Source organism: Mycobacterium hippophais (assembly GCF_027529605.1).
In the GTDB taxonomy this organism is placed as follows: Bacteria; Actinomycetota; Actinomycetes; order Mycobacteriales; family Mycobacteriaceae; genus Mycobacterium; species Mycobacterium arseniciresistens.
Genome location: NZ_JAPZPY010000005.1, coordinates 1 through 22769, shown reverse-complemented (window position 1 = coordinate 22769; position 22769 = coordinate 1). Strand labels below are relative to the sequence as shown.

Annotated in this window: 25 protein-coding genes; 10 read left to right on the top strand and 15 right to left on the bottom strand. The window is 70.3% G+C overall.

Features of this window, described 5'->3' with window-relative positions:
• Positions 1-237: 237 nt before the first annotated feature.
• From O6P37_RS13325 to O6P37_RS13310, 4 genes are read left to right on the top strand one after another with little or no spacing between them, the layout of a single operon-like run.
• A complete protein-coding gene (locus O6P37_RS13325) occupies positions 238-3174 on the top strand; it encodes an MMPL family transporter (RefSeq protein WP_269894523.1) in 2937 nt (978 codons plus the stop codon).
• Positions 3171-3698, top strand: a complete 528-nt coding sequence (locus O6P37_RS13320; RefSeq protein WP_269894522.1) for an XRE family transcriptional regulator — start codon at positions 3171-3173, stop codon at positions 3696-3698. Before O6P37_RS13325 ends, O6P37_RS13320 begins: the two co-directional genes overlap by 4 nt.
• Positions 3699-3730: 32 nt before the next feature.
• The gene (locus O6P37_RS13315; RefSeq protein ID WP_269894521.1) at positions 3731-4399 is read left to right on the top strand and encodes an alpha/beta fold hydrolase; all 669 of its coding nucleotides are present in this window, start codon (positions 3731-3733) and stop codon (positions 4397-4399) included.
• On the top strand, positions 4396-4830 hold the full coding sequence (locus tag O6P37_RS13310; RefSeq protein ID WP_269894520.1) for a CoA-binding protein: 435 nt from the start codon (positions 4396-4398) through the stop codon (positions 4828-4830). The genes O6P37_RS13315 and O6P37_RS13310 overlap by 4 nt, the downstream gene beginning before the upstream one ends.
• On the opposite strand, the gene O6P37_RS13305 is transcribed toward O6P37_RS13310, so the two are convergent.
• Positions 4827-5732: an SDR family oxidoreductase gene (locus O6P37_RS13305; protein WP_269894519.1), complete on the bottom strand. Its 906-nt coding sequence runs from the start codon at positions 5730-5732 to the stop codon at positions 4827-4829. The two genes, O6P37_RS13310 and O6P37_RS13305, sit on opposite strands and share 4 nt — an antisense overlap.
• A gap of 86 nt (positions 5733-5818) precedes the next feature.
• Here O6P37_RS13305 and O6P37_RS13300 point away from each other — a divergent pair, with 86 nt between their 5' ends.
• On the top strand, positions 5819-6394 hold the full coding sequence (locus tag O6P37_RS13300; RefSeq protein WP_269894518.1) for a TetR/AcrR family transcriptional regulator: 576 nt from the start codon (positions 5819-5821) through the stop codon (positions 6392-6394).
• Between the two features lie 48 nt (positions 6395-6442).
• On the opposite strand, the gene O6P37_RS13295 is transcribed toward O6P37_RS13300, so the two are convergent.
• Both O6P37_RS13295 and O6P37_RS13290 read right to left on the bottom strand, forming a co-directional pair.
• The gene (locus O6P37_RS13295) at positions 6443-7132 is read right to left on the bottom strand and encodes a hypothetical protein (RefSeq protein WP_264015143.1); all 690 of its coding nucleotides are present in this window, start codon (positions 7130-7132) and stop codon (positions 6443-6445) included.
• Positions 7129-7749, bottom strand: a complete 621-nt coding sequence (locus O6P37_RS13290) for a hypothetical protein (protein WP_269894517.1) — start codon at positions 7747-7749, stop codon at positions 7129-7131. Before O6P37_RS13290 ends, O6P37_RS13295 begins: the two co-directional genes overlap by 4 nt.
• A gap of 40 nt (positions 7750-7789) precedes the next feature.
• Here O6P37_RS13290 and O6P37_RS13285 point away from each other — a divergent pair, with 40 nt between their 5' ends.
• Positions 7790-9775: a M13 family metallopeptidase gene (locus O6P37_RS13285; RefSeq protein ID WP_269894516.1), complete on the top strand. Its 1986-nt coding sequence runs from the start codon at positions 7790-7792 to the stop codon at positions 9773-9775.
• Positions 9776-9868: 93 nt separating this feature from the next.
• Here the strand turns inward: O6P37_RS13285 and O6P37_RS13280 are convergent, their stop codons facing one another.
• The 7 genes from O6P37_RS13280 to O6P37_RS13250 all read right to left on the bottom strand — a co-directional run bounded on the left by O6P37_RS13280 (position 9869) and on the right by O6P37_RS13250 (position 16484).
• Entirely contained in the window at positions 9869-10321 is a 453-nt protein-coding gene (locus tag O6P37_RS13280; protein ID WP_269894515.1) for a hypothetical protein, read from the bottom strand.
• Positions 10318-11565 carry a DUF58 domain-containing protein gene (locus O6P37_RS13275; RefSeq protein ID WP_269894514.1) on the bottom strand — a complete coding sequence of 416 codons (1248 nt, stop codon included), beginning with the start codon at positions 11563-11565 and terminating at the stop codon, positions 10318-10320. Before O6P37_RS13275 ends, O6P37_RS13280 begins: the two co-directional genes overlap by 4 nt.
• On the bottom strand, positions 11562-12521 hold the full coding sequence (locus O6P37_RS13270) for an AAA family ATPase (protein WP_269894757.1): 960 nt from the start codon (positions 12519-12521) through the stop codon (positions 11562-11564). Before O6P37_RS13270 ends, O6P37_RS13275 begins: the two co-directional genes overlap by 4 nt.
• 8 nt (positions 12522-12529) lie before the next feature.
• Positions 12530-13015: a hypothetical protein gene (locus O6P37_RS13265; RefSeq protein ID WP_269894513.1), complete on the bottom strand. Its 486-nt coding sequence runs from the start codon at positions 13013-13015 to the stop codon at positions 12530-12532.
• Entirely contained in the window at positions 13012-13968 is a 957-nt protein-coding gene (locus tag O6P37_RS13260; protein WP_269894512.1) for a DUF4129 domain-containing protein, read from the bottom strand. Before O6P37_RS13260 ends, O6P37_RS13265 begins: the two co-directional genes overlap by 4 nt.
• Positions 13969-14087: 119 nt before the next feature.
• The gene (locus tag O6P37_RS13255; protein WP_269894511.1) at positions 14088-15122 is read right to left on the bottom strand and encodes a L,D-transpeptidase; all 1035 of its coding nucleotides are present in this window, start codon (positions 15120-15122) and stop codon (positions 14088-14090) included.
• Positions 15123-15125: 3 nt separating this feature from the next.
• The gene (locus tag O6P37_RS13250) at positions 15126-16484 is read right to left on the bottom strand and encodes an MFS transporter (RefSeq protein WP_269894756.1); all 1359 of its coding nucleotides are present in this window, start codon (positions 16482-16484) and stop codon (positions 15126-15128) included.
• Positions 16485-16577: 93 nt separating this feature from the next.
• Here O6P37_RS13250 and O6P37_RS13245 point away from each other — a divergent pair, with 93 nt between their 5' ends.
• A complete protein-coding gene (locus O6P37_RS13245; RefSeq protein ID WP_269894510.1) occupies positions 16578-16991 on the top strand; it encodes a PPOX class F420-dependent oxidoreductase in 414 nt (137 codons plus the stop codon).
• Here O6P37_RS13245 and O6P37_RS13240 read toward each other — a convergent pair.
• Complete coding sequence (locus O6P37_RS13240; RefSeq protein WP_269894509.1) at positions 16978-17493, bottom strand: GNAT family N-acetyltransferase; 516 nt, start codon at positions 17491-17493, stop codon at positions 16978-16980. The two genes, O6P37_RS13245 and O6P37_RS13240, sit on opposite strands and share 14 nt — an antisense overlap.
• Positions 17494-17518: 25 nt before the next feature.
• Here O6P37_RS13240 and O6P37_RS13235 point away from each other — a divergent pair, with 25 nt between their 5' ends.
• Positions 17519-17818, top strand: coding sequence for a thiamine-binding protein (locus O6P37_RS13235; RefSeq protein ID WP_269894508.1), 300 nt, complete (start codon positions 17519-17521; stop codon positions 17816-17818).
• Between the two features lie 7 nt (positions 17819-17825).
• Here the strand turns inward: O6P37_RS13235 and ricR are convergent, their stop codons facing one another.
• Complete coding sequence (gene ricR, locus O6P37_RS13230) at positions 17826-18155, bottom strand: copper-sensing transcriptional repressor RicR (protein ID WP_408633165.1); 330 nt, start codon at positions 18153-18155, stop codon at positions 17826-17828.
• Positions 18156-18160: 5 nt separating this feature from the next.
• The gene (locus O6P37_RS13225) at positions 18161-18775 is read right to left on the bottom strand and encodes a DUF305 domain-containing protein (protein ID WP_269894506.1); all 615 of its coding nucleotides are present in this window, start codon (positions 18773-18775) and stop codon (positions 18161-18163) included.
• Positions 18776-18852: 77 nt separating this feature from the next.
• On the opposite strand from O6P37_RS13225, the gene ilvD reads away from it, so the two are divergent.
• Complete coding sequence (ilvD, locus tag O6P37_RS13220; protein ID WP_269894505.1) at positions 18853-20568, top strand: dihydroxy-acid dehydratase; 1716 nt, start codon at positions 18853-18855, stop codon at positions 20566-20568.
• Between the two features lie 18 nt (positions 20569-20586).
• On the opposite strand, the gene O6P37_RS13215 is transcribed toward ilvD, so the two are convergent.
• Positions 20587-21270, bottom strand: a complete 684-nt coding sequence (locus O6P37_RS13215) for a nitroreductase (RefSeq protein WP_269894504.1) — start codon at positions 21268-21270, stop codon at positions 20587-20589.
• A 90-nt stretch (positions 21271-21360) separates the two neighbouring features.
• Between O6P37_RS13215 and O6P37_RS13210 the strand changes: the two genes are divergently transcribed.
• Positions 21361-21924: a TetR family transcriptional regulator gene (locus O6P37_RS13210; protein ID WP_269894503.1), complete on the top strand. Its 564-nt coding sequence runs from the start codon at positions 21361-21363 to the stop codon at positions 21922-21924.
• Positions 21925-21948: 24 nt separating this feature from the next.
• On the opposite strand, the gene O6P37_RS13205 is transcribed toward O6P37_RS13210, so the two are convergent.
• On the bottom strand, positions 21949-22769 hold an 821-nt coding region (locus O6P37_RS13205; RefSeq protein ID WP_269894502.1), incomplete at its 5' end, for an HNH endonuclease signature motif containing protein.

Here is a 22769-nt window from a genome sequence, read left to right as displayed (position 1 = left end):
TGTCCCCGACCCGACGTACAACCCGGGCACATCTTGCCATCAACATCCGCGCGGTGCCCAATCCTGACAGCAGACTCGCAGGTGACGGCCACAACCCGGCGGGCAGGCGCTGTAACGATCGGCGGGCCACCGGGCGATTCCAAGAGCGGGCGAGCGTACCTGATGACGGGGTACGCTCACGCTGAAACACAGGGGCAACGCCGGGCACGACATGGGGAGTCCGCCATCCAGCAGTTCATGATGCGCCTCAGCGGCACGCTGCGCAGATTTCGCTGGGCCGTGTTCGCGGTATGGCTGCTGCTCCTGGTGCCTGCGGTCTACCTCGCCCTGAACCACTCGTCGAATCTGACCGGTGGCGGCTTCGAGGTCGAGGGCTCCCAGTCGCTGCACGTGCAGTACGAACTCGAGGACCAGTTCCCGGATCAGGGCGCGTCGCCGCTGGCCCTGGTCGCCTCGCCGCGCGCCGACGCCTCCTACGGCGACATGAACGCCGCGGTGGCGCACCTCGAGCAGATCGCCGCGCAGGTGCCCAGCGTCAAGATCATGCCCAACCCGCAGCAGCCCGCGCCCCAGCCGGACCGCCCCTACGTCCTCACGCTGCAACTCGGCTTCGACAACACCGGCGCCACCGACATCGCCAAGCAGCTGCGCCAGAAGGTCGGCATCGACGGCGAGGAGCCCGGCGAGGTCGAGGGCGGCCGGGTCAAGCTGTACGTCATCGGCCAGGGCGCCCTGGGCGCCGCGGCGTCGGAGGCCATCAAGACCGACATCGGCCAGGCCGAGAAGTGGAACCTGCCGATCGTGCTGATCGTGCTGCTTGCGGTGTTCGGCTCGCTGGCGGCCGCGGCGGTCCCGCTGGTCTTCGGCCTCTGCACCGTCGTAGTCACGATGGGCGTGGTCTATGCGCTGTCGACGGTGACCACCATGTCGGTGTTCGTCGCCTCCACGGTGTCGATGTTCGGCATCGCGCTGGCCATCGACTACTCACTGTTCATACTCATGCGCTTCCGCGAGGAACTGCGTGCCGGCCGAGACCCGCAGCAGGCGGCCGACGCGGCGATGGCGACCTCCGGGCTGGCGGTGGTGCTGTCCGGGCTGACGGTCATCGCCTCCGTCACCGGCATCTATCTCATCGACACCCCGGTGCTGGTGTCGATGGCCACCGGCGCGATCCTCGCGGTGGCCGTGGCGGTGCTGGCCTCGACCACGCTGACGCCCGCCGTGCTGGCGACGTTCGGGCGGTCGGCGGCCAAGCGATCGTCCTACCTGCACTGGTCCCGGCGGCCGGAGGTCGCCCAGTCCCGGTTCTGGACCCGCTGGACCGGCTGGGTGATGCGGCGGCCGTGGATCGCGGCGCTGGGCGCCGCCGCGCTGCTGCTGGTGCTCGCGGCGCCGGCCTTCTCGATGCAACTGGGCAACAGCATGCAGCGGCAGTTCGAACCGACCCACGAGATCCGGGGCGGCGTCAACGCGGCGGCCGAGGCGCTCGGAGCCGGTGCGCTCGGCCCGGTGCGCGTGCTGGTCGGCTTCCCCGGCGGCGACGCCGCGGGCACGAACAACGCCAACATCATCGACACCGTGCGCCAGGAGATGGCCAAGGCGCCGAACATCATGTCGGTCTCCCCGCCGGTGTTCTCCTCCGACAACAGGAGCGCGCTGCTCTCGGCCGTGCTGTCGGTGGACCCGGAGGACAACGGCGCCCGCCAGACCGTGGACTGGATGCGCGAGAAGCTGCCTCCGGTGGCGGGTGAGGGCGTCAACATCGACGTCGGCGGGCCGACCGCGCTGATCAAGGACTTCGACGACCAGGTGTCGGCGAAACAGCCGCTGGTGTTCGCCTTCGTCTCCCTGATCGCGTTCCTGATGTTGCTGATCTCGATCCGGTCGGTGGTGCTCGCCCTCAAGGGCGTGCTGATGACCGTCCTTTCAGTGGCCGCCGCATACGGCAGCCTCGTCGTGGTGTTCCAGTGGGGCTGGTTCGAGGCACTGGGCTTCGAGAGGATCCCGTCGCTGGACAGCACCATTCCGCCGCTGGTGCTGGCGATGACGTTCGGCCTGTCGATGGACTACGAGATCTTCCTGCTCACCCGCATCCGGGAGCGGTTCCTGCAGACCGGCAACACCCGCGACGCCGTCGCCTACGGCGTCAGCACCAGCGCCCGCACCATCACCAGCGCGGCGCTGATCATGATCGCGGTGTTCATCGGCTTCGCCTTCGCCGGCATGCCGCTCGTCGCGCAGCTCGGGGTGGCGTGCGCGGTGGCGATCGCCGTCGACGCGACCGTGGTGCGGCTGGTGCTGGTGCCGGCGTTGATGGCGATGTTCGACCAGTGGAACTGGTGGCTGCCGCGCTGGCTGGACCGGCTGCTGCCGTCGGTCGACTTCGAGAAGCCGCTGCCCAAGGTCGAGATCGACGACCTGGTCATCATCCCCGACGACATCTCGGCGCTCGGCCCGAGCGGCGCGGACCTACGGATGATGGTCCGGTCCGCCGCACGCCTGAAAAACCTTGCGCCACAGACGATCACCGTGGCCGATCCGTTGGCCTTCAGTGGCTGCCAGCCGATCAAGCAGGCGATGCGCCGGGTCCGCGGCGCGGACACCTCCAGGATCCGGACGGCCGCCAGGGTGGGCGGCGGCCGCAACGGGCGCAACGGCTCCGACGGCAACGGCAGGACGGTGCGCACCACGCTGCCCGTGCATCCGGTGACGATGTGGCGGGGCCGGCTGTCGGTGGCGCTCGACGCCCTGGAGACCGAGGCCGACACCGACCGGCCGCCGGTCGAGCGGCGCAGCCCGGTGGAGACCACCAACGTCCAGCTGCCGACCGGCGACCGGCTGCAGATCCCGACCGGCGCCGAGACGTTGCGCCTGGCGAGCTACCTGATCATGTGCCGGAACAGCAGCCACGACTACGCAGAGTTTGCCGATCTGGTCGAGTCCATGGAAACTCAAACCGCCGCTGTGGTGCTGGCCGGGATGGACCGGTACTACTGTGGGCAGCACGCGAGAAAGCAGTGGGTGGCCACTCAGCTGGTGCGCCGCCTGGCCGACCCGCAGCCGTCCGACGAGCACGATTCGGTGATGTCGGACCCGGATGCGGAGGCCGACTGGGCCACGGTCAGGCAGCGCTGCCTGTCGGTGGCCGTGGCCATGCTGGAGGAGGCGAGGTGACGGTGACACCGGACGTGCGGGAATTCCGCCGCGATCCCGGTCCTCCGCGTGGCCGCCCGACGCCGCCCCGGCGGCCCCCGGTCGACGAGCGCCCTGTCGAGTTCTGGTCCACCGCAGCGATCCGCGCCGCGCTGGAGACCGACGACTTGACCGTCTGGCAGCGCATCGTCACCGCTATCAAGCGCGATCCCTACGGCCGCACGGCCCGTCAGGTCGAAGAGGTGCTGGACAAGGCGCGGCCCTACGGCGTGTCCAAGGCGCTGGCCGAGGTGCTGGTGCGCACCCGTGAGCAGCTCGAGGCCGACGAACGCACCGAGGTGGCGCGGCATGTCCGGCTGCTGCTGAAGCGCTCCGGCCTGTCCCCTCAGGAGTTCTCTTCGCGAATCGGTGTGCACGCCATGGACTTCGGCGCTTTCCTCGAAGGCCGCACCAGCCCGTCGGCGTCGCTGATGATCCGCATGCGCCGATTGTCGGACCGGTTCGCGAAGATGGCTCGCCCGCAACAGCAGGGCAGCCCGGACTGAAGCCCGGCGGCGCTCCCGCGTCCTTCGTGCTCGTGCCGGGCGGGGGCGGCAGCGCGTGGGACTGGCACCGGGTGGTGCCGCTCCTCTCCTCGGCCGGCATGCACGCCGTCGCGGTCGAGCTGCCCACACACGACGACACCGCCGACCTGTTCACCTACGTCGACGTGGTGCGCGAGGCGGCACGCGACGTCCCGCGACCGCTGATCCTCGTCGGGCACTCGATGGGCGCCTACACCGCGCCCATCGCGGCGGCCGGTCTCGACCCCGCACTGCTGGTGCTGGTCAACCCGATGGTGCCCGCGCCCGGTGAGACGGCAAGGCAGTGGTGGGAGGCCACCGGACAGCCCGCCGCGATCGCCGCACACTTCGAACGGCTCGGGTTCGGCGGCAGGGCGTTCGATCCCGCCGAGGACTTCCTCCACGACGTGCCCGAGGCGGTGCGAGCCGAGGCGGCGAACGCGCCGGAGCCTGCGCAGTCCGACACGCCGTTCGATCAGCCCTGGCCACTCGACCGCTGGCCGGACGTACCGACCGCCGTGCTGGCCGGCCGCGACGACCGGCTGTTCCCGCTGGAGTTCCAGCGACGGCTGGTCCGCGAGCGGCTGGGACTCGACATCGAGGAGATGCCCGGCGGGCACATGGTGGCCTTGAGCAGACCGGAGGAGTTGGCCGGCCGGTTGGTGGGAATGCTGACTCCATGACGAGCTCCGTCGAATGGACCGAACCCGAAGCCGACGATCTGCGGCGCATCCTCGCCGAGACCCGCACCGTGGCGATCGTCGGCGCGTCCGCGAACCCGATGCGGCCCAGCTACGGCGTGTGGGAGTCGCTGCGAGCGTCGAGCCACTACGAGCTGTACCTGGTCAACCCGACGATCACCGACGTCGACGGCGTGCCCGCCTACCCGTCGCTGGCCGATCTGCCGGTGGTGCCCGACATGGTCGACGTGTTCCGCCGCAGTGAGGAACTGCCCGCGGTGCTGCGTGACGTGCTCGCCCTCGACCCGCGGCCGAAGACGCTGTGGCTGCAGCAGGGGCTGTGGGACGAGCAGGTGGCCCGCGACGGCACGGCGGCCGGCCTGCAGGTCGTGATGGACCGCTGCCTCAAGGTCGACTACGCGCGCTACCGCTAGCGGCTTCGCCCTGGCCGGTATGCGCCGCCGTCGATGTCCTGGACCAGGGTGGGTCCGGTGGGCGTCCAGCCCAGGATTTGTTGCGTTGCAGCACTACTCGCGGCCATGTCGGCACTGAAGAACCCACCGATCCAGCCGAAGTGCTTGTCGACGCGATCGACTGGGATGGCTGCGACGGGCAGATCGAATGCCCGGCCGATCGCCTCGGCGATCACCCGGGTGGGGATCCCCTCTTCGGCGACGGCGTGCAGTCGGGCGCCGGCGGGCGCCTTCTCGAGGCCGAGCACGACCATCCGCGCGGCGTCGGCGACGTGCACTGCGGCCCAGCGGTTGAGTCCGTCGCCGGGGTATCCGGACACGCCTTGATCGCGGGCGACCCGACACAGGGTGGCGATGAAGCCGTGGTCGCCGGTGCCATGCGTGGTGGGCGCGAAGCGCAGCGCGACTGATCGGACTCCGCGGTCGGTGAAGTCGAGCAGCAGGTTCTCGCTGCCGCCGCGCGGCGACTCGGGGCCGTGGAACGGCGAGGCGTCGTCCTCGGTCGCCACCCGGCCGTCGGTCAGGCCGGCGAGTCCCGACGCCAGCAGGACCGGCTTGCCGGTGTCGACGAGCGCTTGTCCGATGGTCTGCGTCGTGGCTCGTGCGGCGGCGTTGGTGCCCGCCATGTCCGCCCAGTCGTGCTTGTTGGCGAGGTGGATGACGGCGTCGGCGTCTCGGGCCCCGGTTCGGATGGCGTCCAGATCGTCGAGATCCCCGCGGCGAACCTCGACTCCCTTGGCCTCGAGCGCGGCAGCGGACGCGTCGGAGCGGGCCAGTCCGTTGACGGCGTGGCCGTTGAGCAGCAGTTCGTCGACGACGGCGCTGCCGATCCAACCGGAAGCTCCGGTGATGAAGACGTGCACGGTGAATCTCCTCAGGTGATGTCAGTTACTGACATCTCCGACGCTACACGTGAGGTCAGTTACTGTCATCACTTAGACTGCTTTCCATGGTCAGGTGGGTGCCGGGAACTCGGGAGCGGCTCCAGGACGCCGCGCTCGACCTGTTCGCCGCCCGTGGCTACGAGCAGACGACGGCCACCGACATCGCCCAGGCCGTCGGCCTCACCGAGCGCACATTCTTCCGCCACTTCAGCGACAAGCGCGAGGTGCTCTTCCACGGCCAGCAGGCGCTGACCGACGCCTTCCTGGCCGGGCTGGACGACGCACCCCCCGATGCGTCGCCGATCGACCTGGCGGTCAGCGCGCTGCGGTCGTCATCGAGTTTCTTCGACGACGAGCGCCGGCCGCACTCCCGCAAGCGCCAGTCCGTCATCGACGACAACCCCGCCCTCCGAGAACGCGAGGCGCTCAAGCTCGTCGGGCTCGGACAGGCGCTCGGCGACGCGCTGCGGGACCGCGGCGTCGACGACATGGCGGCAGACGTGGCTGCCCAGATCGCCGTCATGGCGTTCGGAATCGCGTTCGCGCGCTGGATCGCCGAGGGCGAGCAACGGTCGTTCGAGGCCATCGCCATGGACGTCGTCCGCGAAGTGAGCGCCGTGGCAGCCGAACTAGACCGCTAGCGATTTCGGCGCGCTCTCAATCGCTGAGCGAACGTTTCCGCGCCGAAGTCACCGGGAGTGGATTGGGACGACGTCCTCGACCTGCCAGCGGTCCTCGGTCTTGGTCAGCGTGACGCGCAGCGCCAGCACCGCATTGTCGACGGGCTTGCCCGGCACGCTCTGGGTGCCGCGCAGCACGACCGCCACGCTGGCCAGGCCCGGGCCCATCGCCTCGACGCCCGCCGATACGGTGGTGGCCTGCGCGGAGACGTTGCGGCTGGTCAGCTGCTTTGCCACGCCGGCGAACTCGGCCTTGAACGCCTCGGCACGCTCGGGCGACATCAGCTCGGCGGCGCGGTCGATCGACGCGGTGGGGCTCTGCGGGGTGAACGTGGCGGTCGCCTCCGAGACGCTGCTGGCGATGCCCACCACCTCGTCGGAGTCGGCGCTGAAGTCGCGGTCGGGGGTGGTCCACCGCAGGTAGCCCACCAGCACGGCGGCGCAGAGCGCGGCCGTGGCCACACCGACGACGGCCAGCCGCAGTCCCGGCCCGTCGTCGTCGGTGCCGACGGTCACGCCGTCGCGGCGGGCCAGCACGAAGTCCACGACCATGCCCTGCACGATGAGCAGGCACAGCACCGAGCACACCGACACCCACCACGACGGCCAGGCCAGCGCGACACCGATGTAGACGAGCGCGGCGATCGCGGCGATCGGCGCCAGCACGTCGACGGCCAGTACCCGCAGGCGGTTCCTCATCGGATCGGCTCCAGGCGCGAGATCATCAGCTTGCCGTCCACGTCGGAGACGTCGAGTCGCAGCGTCCAGCGGACCGTGCGGGGCTCCTCGCCTGCGGCGTTCTCGCTGATCGACGTGGCGACCACCAGCACGGTGTCGGTGCGGGAGGCGAACGCGGACAGCTGCGGATTGGGTGGCGGCGGTGGAGTCGGGGCGCCGTCGGGCCCGGTGGCGTGGTGCAGCGTCTCGATCGACACCGAGTCGACCTGGCCGGTGGTGCGTGACTGCAGGGTCTGCACCAGTTGCCGGTACGGCTGCACCGCCGAGTCGAAGTCTGCGTTGAGCTCGCCGATGGTGTTCTCGTGCAGCCGCGCCATGTTGGCCGCGACGTTGTCCTTGTTCATGTTGACCAGGACGCTCGCCCACTCGGCGGCGGCCTGCAGCACCTGCGTCTGGTAGCGGCGCTCGTCGACCTCGTCGCGGTGCCCCGACCAGATCATCGCGGCCAGCAGCACCGCCGCGACGGCCACCGCGCCCAGCGCCATCGATGCCACCCCGAACGCGGTGAACGTCCCGCCGGTCTGTTCGACCTCGTCGGAGGGCTTGTCGGCGGGCTCGTCGGAGGGGTCGTCGGGCATGGCCGTGAGGGTACCGGGCTGGTTCTGGAAGAATGTCGGCGTGACGGTAGAAGCAATCCGGTCAGGCATCGACCTGACCCACGTCGACCCATCAGCCCGCCCCCAGGACGACCTCTTCGGACACGTCAACGGCCGCTGGCTGACCGATTACGAGATCCCCGCCGACCGCGCCACCGACGGCGCGTTCCGCCTGCTGCACGACCGCGCGGAGGAGCAGATCCGCGACCTGATCACTGAAGCCGCCGAGAGCGGCGCGGCGGGCGGAACCGACGAGCAGCGCATCGGCGATCTGTACGCGAGCTTCCTCGACGAGGACACCGTCGAGCGGGTGGGCGTGGCGCCGCTGCTCGAGGAACTGGCCGCCATCGACGCCGCGGACAGCCCCGACGCGCTGGCCGCGGTGCTGGGCGCGCTGCAGCGCACCGGTATCGGCGGCGGCACCGGCGGTTACGTCGACACCGACTCCAAGGATTCGACCCGCTACCTGCTGCACCTGAGCCAGTCCGGCCTCGGGCTGCCCGACGAGTCGTACTACCGCGACGAGCAGCACGCCGAGATCCTGGCCGGCTATCCGCGGCACATCGCGGCGATGCTCGCGCTCGTGCACGGCGGGACGACCGAGGACCACGCGGCGACGGCCGAGCGCATCGTGGCGCTGGAGACCAAGCTCGCCGCGGCGCACTGGGACGTCGTCAAGCGCCGCGACGCCGACCTGACCTACAACCTGCGCCGGTTCGCGGACCTGCCCGACGAGGCGCCCGGCTTCGACTGGGCCGGCTGGCTGGTCGCGCTGGGCGGTTCGGTCGAGAAGGCCGCCGAGGTCGTGGTGCGCCAGCCCGACTACCTGACCGCATTCGCGGCCGCATGGTCGAGCGAGTCGCTGGAGGACTGGAAGGCGTGGGCGCGCTGGCGGGTCATTCACGCCAGGGCCTTCCTGCTGACCGACGCGCTGGTCGCCGAGAACTTCGCCTTCTACGGCCGCACGCTGTCGGGCACCGAGGCGATCCGCGACCGGTGGAAGCGGGCGGTGTCCGTGGTGGAGAGCCTGATGGGCGACGCGCTGGGCAAGCTCTACGTCGAGCGGTACTTCCCGCCGGAGGCCAAGGCCCGGATGGACGAGCTGGTGGCCAACCTGCGAGAGGCCTACCGCGTCAGCATCGACGAGCTGGACTGGATGACGCCGGAGACCCGGCGCAAGGCGCTGGTCAAGCTCGACAAGTTCACGCCGAAGATCGGTTACCCGAAGAACTGGCGGGACTACTCGGCGTTGGTCATCCGCCGCGACGACCTCTACGGCAACTACCGGCGCGGCTACGAGGTGGGCTACGACCGCGAGCTGGCCAAGCTCGGCGGCCCGGTGGACCGCGACGAGTGGTTCATGACGCCGCAGACGGTCAACGCCTACTACAACCCCGGGATGAACGAGATCGTCTTCCCCGCAGCCATTCTGCAGCCGCCGTTCTTCGACGCCGAGGCCGACGACGCCGCGAACTACGGCGGCATCGGTGCGGTCATCGGTCACGAGATCGGGCACGGCTTCGACGATCAGGGCGCCAAGTACGACGGTGACGGCAACCTCGTCGACTGGTGGACCGACGCCGACCGCACGGAGTTCGGCGCCCGCACCAAGGCGCTGATCGAGCAGTACGAGGAGTATGTGCCTCGCGAACTGTCCAACGGTCACCACGTCAACGGCGCATTCACCGTCGGCGAGAACATCGGTGATCTCGGTGGCCTGTCGATCGCGTTGTTGGCGTACCGGCTGTCACGCAACGGCGAGCCGGCGCCGGTGATCGACGGGCTGACCGGCGAGCAGCGGGTGTTCTTCGGCTGGGCGCAGGTGTGGCGCACGAAATCTCGTTCCGCCGAGGCGATCCGGCGGCTCGCGGTCGACCCGCACTCGCCGCCGGAGTTCCGGTGCAACGGCGTGATCCGCAACATGGACGCCTTCTACGAGGCGTTCGACGTGTCGGAGAACGACGCGCTGTATCTGGAACCCGAACGGCGCGTACGGATCTGGAGCTAGTAGCGGTCCGACGCCTGCACGCGAAAGTGCACGTGGGCTGTGCTGCACCCGGATGAGCAGCCCTCAGTGCACTTTCGTTCGCAGGGCCTGTCGTCAGCGATCACTCCGCACCCCGCCGACATACGGCCTGACCGCCAGCAGGTAGCCGGCGAGCAGCACCAGCGGAGCGGCCAGCGGCAGCCACGGCAATTCCACGGGGAGCAGCACCGCGACCGCTGCAGCGACGCCGAAGCCGACGGCGCCGACCACGGTGGCCGCGGCGGCCCGGCCCTCGCCGTGGCGCAGCACCAGGTACGCGGCGGCGGCCAGACCCGCCAGCGCGGTGTACATCGGCGACGGCGCGGCGAGCAGCAGGGTGCCCACCGTCAGCAGCACCGCGACGGTCGCGGCCGGGCGCCACCACGCCGCGATGGCCACTCCGGACAGTGCGGCGGCCGCCACGACGAGCGCAGTGCCGTCCGCGCGGTGCGCTGCGGCAGCGACCATCAGGACACCGAATGCACTGGGCAGCAGCAGCTTCGCCGCCCGAGCCGCCGGAGTCGTCATCGCCGCGTCCCCATTCTGCGGTCGGGGATGAGCGCCATCGCCTGGTCGAGGGTGCCGGTGCTCGGCCAGGCGACGACGTCGACGCCGATGGTGCCCATGTCCCGATACATGAACGAGCGCTGCAGCGCCCACATCCGGTCGACCAGCGGGTCCTGCTCGCCCTCGAGCGGAGATCCCTCGAGCACGTCGACGGCGACGACGGGGTGCCCGCGCTTGCGCAGATCGATGAGCGCCAACGCGAACTCCGTCTCCAGCAGCGTCGAGAACGCGATCACGATCGCCCCGGCAGGCACCGCCGGCCTGGGCGCGAGCGTGCCTCCCGCCCTTTCGAAACCTCCGACAGCGCCCAGCATCGTGTCGAGGATCCGGTAGAACTGCCGCTGACCGATGTCGGCGCCCAGCCAACGGGTGTCCCGGTTGCCGAGCGCCACCAGACCGGCCCGGTCGCCGTAACGCAACGCGCTCTGCACAACCTGCGCCGCGCCACGCGCCATCCGCTCGGTGGCCGCGGTCGCCGGCCCTGGCGGCTGGGCATAGGTGTCGACCAGCACCACCACGTCGGCCGCCCGGTCGGTGAGCCGCTCGGTGACGTGCAGTGCACCGCGCCGCGCGCTGACCGGCCAGTTCACCGTCCGCAGCTGATCGCCCGGGACGTAGGGCCGGATGTCGGCGTACTCGACGCCCGGCCCGGTGTGCCGGGTCAGGTGGGTGCCCAGCCGGTCCAGCAGATCGATGCGCGGGATCGGGGTGGTCTGCGGCGGCGCCACCGGGAACACACAGACCTCGGCCGCGTCGACGCTGCCGGTGCCCTCGAGCAGGCCGCCACGGGCGGTCACCCGTACCTCCGCTCGCACCGGGTAGCGACCCCAGCGCGCCGCCTCGGCGGTGACCGTCAGGGGCGGGCCGGTGTCAGCGGCCTCGAGGTCCAGGCCGGGCACGGCGACGCAGGCGATGTCGACCGCACTGCCGTCGTCGGCGCCCGCCCACACGGTGACACTGACCCGCTCGTTCTCGAAGCACCGCTGCATCCCCGGGCCACCCGCCACCTCGACCGTCGGCGGCGGCCGCTGCCAGGACAGTGAGCACACCACCCCGAGCAGCGGCGCGGCGAAGGCCACCAGGTCCCACCGGCCGGCGAGCAGCGCGCAGACGATCGCGACCGCCGCGCATGTGGTGACGGCGCGGGTCAGCGCCGATGCGCGCCAACGCAACTCCGCGGTCGCACGGTGATCGGGCGTCGTCACCGCGCGGCCCGCGGCACGGGTAGCCGGCGCAGCAGTTCCTCGACGACGTCGGATCCCTGCACCCGACGCACCCACATCTCGGGCCGCAGGCTGATCCGGTGCGACATCGCAGGCACCGCCAGCGCTTTGACGTCCTCCGGCACCACGTAGTCCCGGCCGAGCAGCAGCGCGCGGGCCCGCGCCAGCTGCACCAGGTCGAGTTCGGCGCGCGGGCTGGCGCCGACGGCGACCTGCGGATGCTGGCGGCTGGCGGTCGCCAGCGACACCACGTACTGCAGGACGTCGTCGTGCACCGTCACCTGCTCGACGGACTCCTGCATGGCCAGCAGGTCGTGGGCGTCGACCACCTGACGCACGGTCGGCGGCTCCGATCCGCGGTCCAGGCGGCGGCGCAGCATCGTCGCCTCTTCCTGCTCGGACAGGTACTTGAGTTCCAGGCGGATGGCGAACCGGTCGAGCTGCGCCTCGGGCAGCGGGTAGGTGCCCTCGTACTCGATCGGATTGTCGGTGGCCAGCACCAGGAACGGCGAAGGCAGCGGGTGGGTGACGCCGTCGATGCTCACCTGCCGCTCGGCCATCGCCTCCAGCAGTGCGGCCTGCGTCTTGGGGGGCGTGCGGTTGATCTCGTCGCCGAGCAGCAGGTTGGTGAAGACGGGTCCGCGGCGGAACTCGAACCGGCCCGACTGCATGTCGTAGATCGTCGAGCCGAGCAGGTCCGCGGGCAGCAGGTCGGGGGTGAACTGCACACGGGTGAACTCGAGTCCGAGCGCGGACGCGAAAGACCTTGCGATGAGCGTCTTTCCGAGGCCGGGTAGATCCTCGACGAGGATGTGGCCGCGGGCGAGCACGGTGGTGAGGATGAGCGTGAGCGCCCGCCGTTTGCCGACCACCGCCCTGCCGATCTCGTCGAGCACCGCGTCGCAGTGCGCGCTGGTGGTCTCCACCGGCATCCCCATCTCGGCTGTCATATCTGCTCCAGTCGTCGCAGGATGTCGTTGAGAGTGTCGCGGCCGGGGCCGGGTTCGCTGCTGCCGGTGCGCGAGATGTTCTCGGGATCGACCCAGGGCCACAGCTCGGCGCCGAAGAGCATCTCACCGGTGGCACGGAAGGTGTTGGGGCTCTTCATTCTTCGTTGACCGCTCGCCAGTTCGAACTGCCGTGCCAGCATCGGGCGCAGCCGCCGGTCCCAGTCGGTGCGCGTGGTCTCCGACCACGAGACCATCGTCTCGGTCCTGGCCCGCCACCGCCGCAGCGACGCACCGGCGTCATCGGGGGCGGGTTCGTCGGCGGCCTCGGCGGCGCGGCGGGTGAGGTGCCAGCGCACGGCCAGCAGCACCGCGGCGACCGCGACGCCGGACGCCACCAGCACGTCGGTACGGTCGAGCTGCGCGATCGCGAACAGCTCCACTGCCAACACCAGCGTCACGCCGAGGGCGACCAGCCTCGTCATCGCGCCGCCTCGAGTTCGTCGCGCACCAGTCGCAGCGCGCGCACCGCGTCGGCCCGGTGCTGCTCCCCCATCTCGTGCGGGCTGAACCGCGCCTCCTCGAACAGGTCGACCAGTCCGGTGGCGCTGTCGGCGCGCAGGACGCGACTGCGGACCGCCCGGGCGAGCACCTCCGACGGGGTGTCGGACGCCTGCGGGATGGTGCCCGGCGACTTCTCGAGTTCCCGTTCCATCGCGACGTAGCAGGCGATGATCGCCTCGCGCGGGTCGCGACTGTGGTCGCCGATCTCCGCCAGCCCGAGTTCGGCAGCCCGCGCCAGGTCCGGGCCGGCCGGTGCCGGTTCGGGCGGTGCGACGGCGCTCGGCGGGGACGACACGACGGCGCCCGCCTTCCTGCGGCCGACGATCGTCGCGGCGAACGACAGCACGAACAGGGCGATGGTCGCCGCCATCAGGTACCCGAACACGTTGCCGCCCGGTTGGTCCTCGCCGTCGGGTGGTTCCGGCGGTTCGGCCGGCGGGGCGTCGAGCGGCGGGGCGGATTCGGCGTCCGACGGAACCGGCACGTCGTCGACCGCCAGCTGATTTCCCCAGCGCATCAGCAGCAGCACCACGAGCAGCCACAGCAGCAGGCCCGCCCCGACGATCGCCAGCAGCCGCCACGGCAGCCTGCCGCGCTCCCCGCGGGCATCGCGGGGCGCCTCGACGGGGTATGCGGCCGCTGCCGGACGGCGGGTCTGGTTGGCGATCGCGATCGCGATGACCGCCATCGACACCGCGAGCATGGCGATTACGGCGACCAGCGTGCCGGGACCGCCGGTGGTGGCCTCGGGATCGACGGCCTCGGTCTCGGACCGCTCCACGCCGGGCAGGTGTCCGCGCAGCGCGACGGTCGCGAGCATGACCAGCACGATCACCGCGACCGTGCGTGCCACCGCCTTGTCGTCACCGGGCATGGCCCACCCTCGGCTGTGTACCGACGTCCGGGGCGGCCATCGGCCTTGCCCCATCGTGGCACGGCTCGCGCGCCGCCCGCCGGGAAAGTGGGTGGGCTACCCGCTGCGCAGCGGATCGATCAGAACATCTGCCAGTCCGACGCACCGTCGGGCTGGGTGTAGGACCCTGTCGAGCCCTTGATGACGACCGGGTCGCCGCTGCCGAAGTTGTCGTAGAACCACTGGGCATTGGCGGGGCTCAGGTTGATGCAGCCGTGACTGACGTTCGCCTCGCCCTGCGAGCCGACCGACCACGGGGCGCTGTGCACGAAGACGCCGCTGTTGTCGATCCGGACCGCGTCCTGCACCTTCAGCTTGTAGCCCTCCTCATCGGTGACCGGCACGCCATAGGTCGACGAGTCCATCACGATGTCGGCGAACTTCTCCAGCACGTAGTACGTGCCGTTCTTGGTCTCGTAGCCGCGCTTGCCCATGGAGATCGGGAATTCCTTCTCCACCTCGCCGTTGCGCACGACCGTCATGGTCTTGCTGGCGTTGTCGATCGTGGCGACCAGCTGCTCCGGGACGGTGAAGGACGACTTCGTGCCTGCGGCGTCGATGTTCACGACGGTGCCGGCCGGCCAGAAGTCCTGCGGACGCCAGCGCAGCTGGGTGTCGCTGGTCCAGTAGAACCGGCCGGGAACCGGCGGGTTCGACGAGATGTGGACCGCGTCCTGGGCCATCTGGCGGTTCGCGATCGGCCGCTGGAAGTTGATGTAGATCGGCTTGGCGGCACCGGCGATCGAACCGTTGGTCGGGTTGAACGACGGCGGCAGGAACGGCGCCTGCCCTCTGAAGGGCGTGGGATTCTGGCCCGCCGGGGTGCCCTCGGGAATCGGCAGCGGCGGCCCGGCCAGCGGATCGGCCGCAGGCGGCGCGAGCGGATTGGCCGCCGGTGGCGGCGGGGCGAACGGGTTGGGCGCCGGGGCCGGAGGCGGGGGCGCCCCGAACGGCGCCGCCGGTGGCGGCGGTGCGAAGGGCACCACCGGGGCGGGCGGCGGCGGTGGCGGTGGGGCGGGTTGCGCCGTCGCCGAGGGCGCTGCCAGCGCCATTGATCCCACGAGGGTTCCCGCGAAGATCGCGGTCACCAATTTCCGCACGGTTCGCTGCCGCATGCGTCACCTCCAATTGCACAAAGCTCGGAACCAGTCTCGCACAGCGCACGGACCAGCTACCGCCTCGCGGGGCGGCTCGTCCGCGGCGTCGGCCGGCGGCCGACTCGCTGAACTGGGGTGTTGATCGCTGAGAAGGTTCCCAGCGTTACTCCCGGCAATGGCCGAGGGAACGCCGAACAGGTCGCGAACAGCCAGTACGCCGCCCAGCGCGGCGCCGATCAGCACCGCCGACGCGGTCAGCAGCCCCGCAGGCCCGGCCCACTCGTAGAGCACCCCGGCGGCCAGCGCACCGGCCATGATGCCGACCTGGAAGGCGGTGACGTAGCGGCCGGACGCGGCGTCGGGGTCCTCGGGTGCGCTGCGGATGACGGCGGCCTGCAGCATCGGGGGCAGCGCCGTCGACGTGGCGCCCCACACCAGGACGGCGACGACGCCGATCAGCGCCGCGCGGCCGTCGGCCGCCGTCCAGGCCAGCACGCCGAACGCCGTCGCCAGCAGGGTCAGACCGCACAGCACCGCGGTCCGCGGATCGCGGTCGCCTGCGCGCGCCGTGGCCGCCATCGACAGCAGACCGGCGATCCCGAAGGCGGCCAGCAGCCACGCCAGCTGCGGACCACGCAGTCCGATGACCTCGCGCAGGATCACGACGATGAAGGTGTACGACACGAAGTGTCCGGTGACGCCGACGAGGGTCAGCGCCGACAGCGCATGCGACCGGCGGCCGGCGACACGGCGACCGGTCCGGCAGACAGCGCCCGCCGTGGACGGCAGCGGGGGCAGGACGGCGCGTGCGCCGAGGAGGACGGCAGTCGCCGCGGCCGCGATCATCAGCACCGCGACCCGCCAGCCCGACAGCTCGCTGATCGCCGCGGTGAGCGGGTTGCCGACCACCAGTGCCAGCGCCGTGCCGCTGTACACCGCGGCAGTCGCGCGTCCGGCGTGGTCGGCGGGCACCAGGCGGGCGGCGATGGGAGCGATCACCGACCACATCAGCCCGTGGGTGAGCGCGCACAGCAGCCGCCCGCCCGCCAGCACCGCGAAGTTCGGCGCCGTCGCGCAGATGATCTGGGACACGGCCAGACACACCAGGGTGACCAGTAGGGTGCGTCGTCGGGGCCAGTGCGAGGTCCAGCGCACCAGCGGGACGGTGGTCACCGCGGCGACAAGTGCGTAGCCGGCGAGCAGGGTGCCGACGAGGGCCGCGCTGACGTCGAGATCGGACGCGATCGCGGGCAGCGCCGCGACCGGCAGGATCTCCGCGGTGACGTAGGTGAAGGCAGCCGCGGCCAGCACCGCGAGCGACGTGGCGGTGCGGGGTGTCCACGCGGCGGTGGGCGTCGGGTGGCGGATGTCGACGGTCATGGCGGCGTTGGCCACGGTAGTGACGGGGAATACGGCAACGGCGGCGCGAATTGCTGAGGTGACGGATCGCCGCCCAATCGAGAGAGGATCGTGATGGTCAGTTTCGGCGCGACACCGAAGGTCGAAGTTCCCGACGGTTACGAGCACCTGCTCGATCTACCGCTGTACGGCCATCTGGCGACGGTGCGTCCGGACGGCACGCCGCAGGTCAATCCGATGTGGTTCGCGTGGGACGGGGAACTGCTGCGCTTCACCCACACCACGAAACGGCAGAAGTACCGCAACATCGCCGCCCAGCCCGCGGTGGCGATGTCGATCAGCGATCCGGACAACCCGTATCGCTATCTCGAGGTGCGTGGCGTGGTCGAGGAGATCGTGCCGGATCCGACCGGGGCGTTCTACCTGCACCTCAACGACCGGTACAGCGGGCCGTTGACCGAGCCGCCCGCCGATGCGCAGGACCGGGTGATCCTGGTGGTGCGGCCGACCGGCTTCACTCAGCAGTAGCGAGGTCCACCGGCAACTCCCACCGCCAGACGGTGCCCTCGTCGGGGTCCTCGACCTCGCCGGCGTGCTGGAAACCCAGCCGGCGGAGCACGCTCGTCGAGGCGTTGTGGTCGGGCAGCGTGTGCGCGACGATCGTGGAGATCCGGCTGCTGCTGGCCTTCGCCTTGCCGATCATCGCCCGCGCGGCCGCGGTCGCCAGGCCCTGTCCGCGGAACTCGGGGGCGATCTCGTAACCGATCTCGACCACACCGTTCTGTGGCGGCCCGACGAAACCGCCGGAGCCGACGAGCCGGGCGCCGCTGTCGGCGAGGAAGAAGTGCATCCACCAATCCGCCTGGTGCGGGTGCTCGGTGAGCTTGGTGATGGTGAACTCGACCGATTCCGGGAACTCCGGCCAGCCGTCGGGGACGTCGGCGCCCAGGAGTTCGCCGAACGCGTTGCGGTCGGCACGCAGGGCGGTGAGGTGCTCCACCGTGGCGGGCATTAACACGACGTCGATCACGTCAGCAGTGTGTCAGGCTGGGCCGATGCTCGTGGCGTTCAGTGTCAGTCCGTCCGGCGGCGACGAGTCCGGCGGCGTGCGTGAGGCGGTGGCCGAGGCGATCCGCGTGGTGCGGGCGTCGGGGCTGCCGAACGAGACCAACGCGATGTTCACCAACATCGAGGGCGAGTGGGACGAGGTGATGAATGTCGTGAAGCAGGCCGTCGAGGCGGTCGCCGCGGTGGCGCCCAGGGTGAGCCTGGTGCTCAAGGCCGACATCCGGCCCGGTTTCACGGGTCAGCTGACCGCGAAGGTCGAGCGCCTGGAACGCGAACTCGGGTCCTGACCGGCTGCTAGGAGCGCACCAGCCGGGCGATCGCCGCTGAGGCCTCGGCGAGTTTCGCGTCGGCCTCCTCGCCGCCCTCGGCCACCGCATGGGTGACGCAGTGGCCGAGGTGCTCGTCGAGCAGGCCGAGCGCCACCGACTGCAGCGCGCTGTTGACGGCGCTGATCTGGGTGAGGACGTCGATGCAGTACTTGTCCTCGTCGATCATCTTCGCGATGCCCCTGACCTGGCCCTCGATCCGCCGCAGCCGCTTCGCGTAATTCTCCTTCTGACCCGAATAGCCGTGCGCGCCGGCCGTTTCGACGCCCTCAGTGCTCACACTGACGTCCTTGCCCATCGTGTCTAGCCGCCTCCCAGCATCTTTCTCATCTGGTCGATCTCCGCCTGCTGCGTGTCCACGATGTGCTGCGCCATCTCCTTGGCCCCGGCGTCCTGCCCGTTGGCCAGCTCGGCCTTGGCCATCTCGACTGCACCCTGGTGGTGGTTGATCATGGACTCCAGCCACAGTGTGTCGAATTCCTTGCCGTTGAGCGAGCGCAACCGCGACAGCGTGGTGTCGTCGACCATTCCGGGCATCGACGAGTGCGCGCCGTGGCCCATGTCGGCGTCGGGGTTCTCTCCCCAGCCGCGCAGCATGTCGGCCAGCTGCCCCATCTCCGGGCCCTGTACCGCGGCGATGCCTGCGGCGAGTTCGAGCAGCGCGGGGTCGGTGGACCGGTCGCGCGCCAGGTCGGTGAGTTCGAGGGCCTGTTTGTGGTGCGGCATCATCTGCGTCGCGAACGCCACGTCGTCGGCGTTGTGCGCCGCCTGCCCGGCGCTGTCCTTGGTCTCGCTGTGCTGGTGTTCGGTGTGGCCGTCGGTGGCGTTCCCGGACTCCTGGCTGGTACACGAGGAGAGGAACAGGGCCGTGGCGAGTGCGGCGAGAATCGCGGCGCCGCGTGCGGTGAAGTTCGTCATGACTCCACCCTACAGGTACCCCATGGGGGTATCGATAACGGTTTGGCCGGGCGAAACGCCAGGCGCATAATCGACGGATGCCCTCAGATGCTCCATCCGATTCGTCCGTCGACATCAAGCCGCGCAGCCGCGACGTCACCGACGGCCTCGAGAAGACCGCCGCCCGCGGGATGCTGCGCGCCGTAGGCATGGGTGACGACGACTGGGCCAAACCGCAGATCGGCGTCGGCTCGTCGTGGAACGAGATCACCCCGTGCAACATGTCGCTGCAGCGGCTGGCGCAGGCGGTCAAGGGTGGTGTGCACGCCGGGGGCGGATACCCCCTGGAGTTCGGCACCATCTCGGTGTCCGACGGCATCTCGATGGGCCACGAGGGCATGCACTTCTCGCTGGTCTCGCGCGAGGTGATCGCCGACAGCGTCGAAACCGTGGTGCAGGCCGAGCGCCTCGACGGCACGGTGCTGCTGGCCGGCTGCGACAAGTCGATCCCCGGCATGCTGATGGCCGCCGCGCGGCTCGACCTGGCGAACGTCTTCCTCTACAACGGCTCGATCATGCCGGGCGTCGCCAGGATGACCGACGGCACCGAGAGGGAAGTCACGATCATCGACGCCTTCGAGGCGGTCGGGGCGTGCGCGCGCGGGCTGATGTCCCGCGAGGACGTCGACATCATCGAGCGCGCCATCTGTCCGGGTGAGGGCGCGTGCGGCGGCATGTACACCGCCAACACCATGGCGTCGGCCGCCGAGGCGCTCGGCCTGTCGTTGCCGGGCAGCGCATCCCCGGTGGCGATCGACAAGCGCCGCGACGAGTACGCGCGCAAGTCCGGCGAGGCGGTGGTCGAGATGCTGCGCCGCGGGATCACCGCCCGCGACATCCTCACCAAGGAGGCGTTCGAGAACGCGATCGCCGTCGTGATGGCGTTCGGCGGCTCCACCAACGCCGTGCTGCACCTGCTGGCCATCGCGTGGGAGGCCAACGTGAAGCTCACGCTCGAGGACTTCACCCGCGTCGGGCAGCGGGTGCCGCACCTCGCCGACGTCAAGCCGTTCGGTCGGCACGTGATGAAGCACGTCGACGAGATCGGCGGCGTGCCCGTCGTGATGAAGGCGCTGCTGGACGCCGGTCTGCTGCACGGTGACTGCCTCACGGTGACGGGCCGGACCATGGCCGAGAACCTCGCTCACATCGAGCCGCCCGATCCCGACGGCAAGGTGCTGCGGGCGATGAACAATCCGATCCACCCGACCGGTGGCATCACGATCCTGCACGGGTCACTGGCGCCCGAGGGCGCCGTGGTGAAGTCGGCCGGCTTCGATTCCGACGTGTTCGAGGGCACCGCAAGGGTTTTCGAGCGGGAGCGGGCCGCACTCGACGCGCTGGAGGACGGCACCATCACCCACGGTGACGTCGTCGTCATCCGTTACGAGGGACCCAAGGGCGGGCCGGGGATGCGCGAGATGCTCGCCATCACCGGCGCGATCAAGGGCGCGGGCCTGGGCAAAGACGTCCTGCTGATGACAGACGGCCGGTTCTCCGGCGGAACCACGGGCCTGTGCGTCGGGCACATCGCGCCCGAGGCCGTCGACGCCGGGCCGATCGCCTTCGTCAGGGACGGCGACCGGATCCGCCTCGACGTCGCGAACGGCACGCTCGACCTGCTGGTCGACAAGGACGAGTTCGAGTCGCGCAAGGCGGGATTCGAGCCGCTTCCCCCGGTGTACAAGACCGGCGTGCTGGCCAAGTACACCAAGCTGGTCGGCTCGGCGGCCACCGGCGCCGTCTGCAGCTAGTTCGCCGCCTACCGGCGCTCAGCGGTGGAAGCGGGTCGTCTCCACCAGCGCGGCCCGGGGCACCCGGACCGTGTTGACCGGCGCCGAGTCGTCGGCGTACCCGAATGAGATGCCCAGCAGGAGCTTGCGGTCGGTCACGCCCAGCTGGGCCCGGACGGTGTCGGCGTAGAAGGTGAGCAACGCCTGCGGGCAGGAGGCGATGCCGTGAGCGGCCATCGCCAGCAGCAGCGTCTGGGCGTAGATGCCCATATCGGCGGCGATGCGGGCCTCGGTCTGGGCCGGGGCGAACAGCATGGCGACGTGCGGTGCGCCGTAGAAGCGCAGGCTCCTGGTGTTGTACCCGTCGAGCAGATCGGTGTCGTCGCGGGCGATGCCCAGCGCTGCGTAGAGCTGCGCGCCGAACTGCGCGCGCCGGGTCGCCAGGTCGCCGTCGAATAGGCCGTCCCGGTAGGGGAAGTCGACGGACTGCTCACCGGCGGCGTGGGCCGCGACGAGTGCGTCGGCGAGGCGATCCCGCGCCGCCCCGCTGACCACCTCCACTCGCCACGGCTGGGTGTTCGAGTTCGACGGGGCGTGGCCGGCCAGCTCGAACACGGCCCGCATCGTGTCGGGGGGCACTTCGTCGGACCGGAACGCGCGGGTGGCGCGCCGGCTGCGGATCACGCGATCGACGGATTCGGTCAGCACAGTCGTCGACGACATCGAACTCCTCCAGGTACACGGTATCGTTTACTTCGGCGCCGAGCGTACCGATCATCCGCCTCGATGTAAACGCAGGCGTATACTTCGGTCATGGACAGTCCCCGCGGCCGCGGCGGCAGGGAGCGCATCCTGGCCGCCGCCACCACGCTGTTCGAGGCGCGGGGCATCACCGGGACGACCATGGAACAGATCGCGGCCGAGGCACCGGTGTCCAAACGCACCCTCTACGCCCACTTCCCGGCCAAGGAGGATCTCGTGGTCGCCTATCTGCGCCACCTGTCCGACGCCGGGCTGACGATGGAGAGCATGCTCGACCGCGACGACCTGCCGGCGCATGAGCGGATCATGGCGTTGTTCCGCGTCCATCGGGGCGACGGACCGGTGCGCGGTTGCCCGTTCACCGCGGCCGCGACCGAGTTTCCCGACCCGCACAGTCCGCCGCACGCCTACACGCGGGAACGCAAGCAACAGTTCACCTCTCGAATCGCCGAGCTTTTGGTGGAACTGGGTGCCAGCGCCCCCGACCAGCTGGCCGAGCAATTGGCTATCCTCGCCGACGGCGTCGCGGGACGGGCCATGGTTTTCGACGATCCCGAACGCGCTGACTACGGACGCTTGGCGGCCGAGACATTGCTCGACGCCGCCCTGCGGTGAGTGCCGCGGGAGGCAGCTCAGCGGCTAGTTCGCCGGTGGCGGTTTCGGTTCGAACGGTGAGTACCACCACCAGTCCGCCCGTTCGCCGGTGGGCCCGGGACAGGGTGCAACCACCGGTGGGAATTTCGTCGGGGGGCGGGCCAGCGATGCCGAACTCAACTGCTCCCCTTCACTATCGGTGACGACGAGGCGGTCGGCGGGGCCGGTGATGGTGATGCCGCCGCGATGGTGCATCCGGTGGTGGTACGGACACACCAGCACCAGGTTGTCGAGCTCGGTGGCCCCGCCGTCCTCCCAGTGCCGGATGTGGTGGGCATGCAATCCGCGGGTGGCCCCACATCCGGGCACCACGCAGCAGCGGTCGCGGTGTTCGAGCGCCCGGCGCAGCCGGCGGCTGATCTGGCGGGTGTCGCGCCCGGACCCGATGACCTGGCCGTGACGTTCCAGCCACACCTCGAAGGTGGCATCACACAGCAGGAATTGGCGATCAGCGTCGGTCAGCACCGGACCCAGATGCAACGAGGCGCTCTTCTGCTCGACGTCCACGTGGGCGATCACGGTGGTGCGGTGTCCGTGCGGGCGCCGCGCCACCTCGGTATCCCAACCGGCTTTAACGAGGCTCATGAACGCATCGACAGTCGTGGGCATCGGCGGCGCTTGCTCGTCTGCGCCGTGACCGTCACCGTCACCCTCGCCGTCGGCATCGACTCCGCCCTCGGCGTGATCGTGTTTCCAGTCGGCGACCATCCCGTCAAGATGTGACTGTACGGCGGCGTCGAGTTTGGCCGCCTCCAGTCGCGGCAGGAAGATCCGATAGGTAGTGCCCTTGTCGTCGCAGGTCTTGC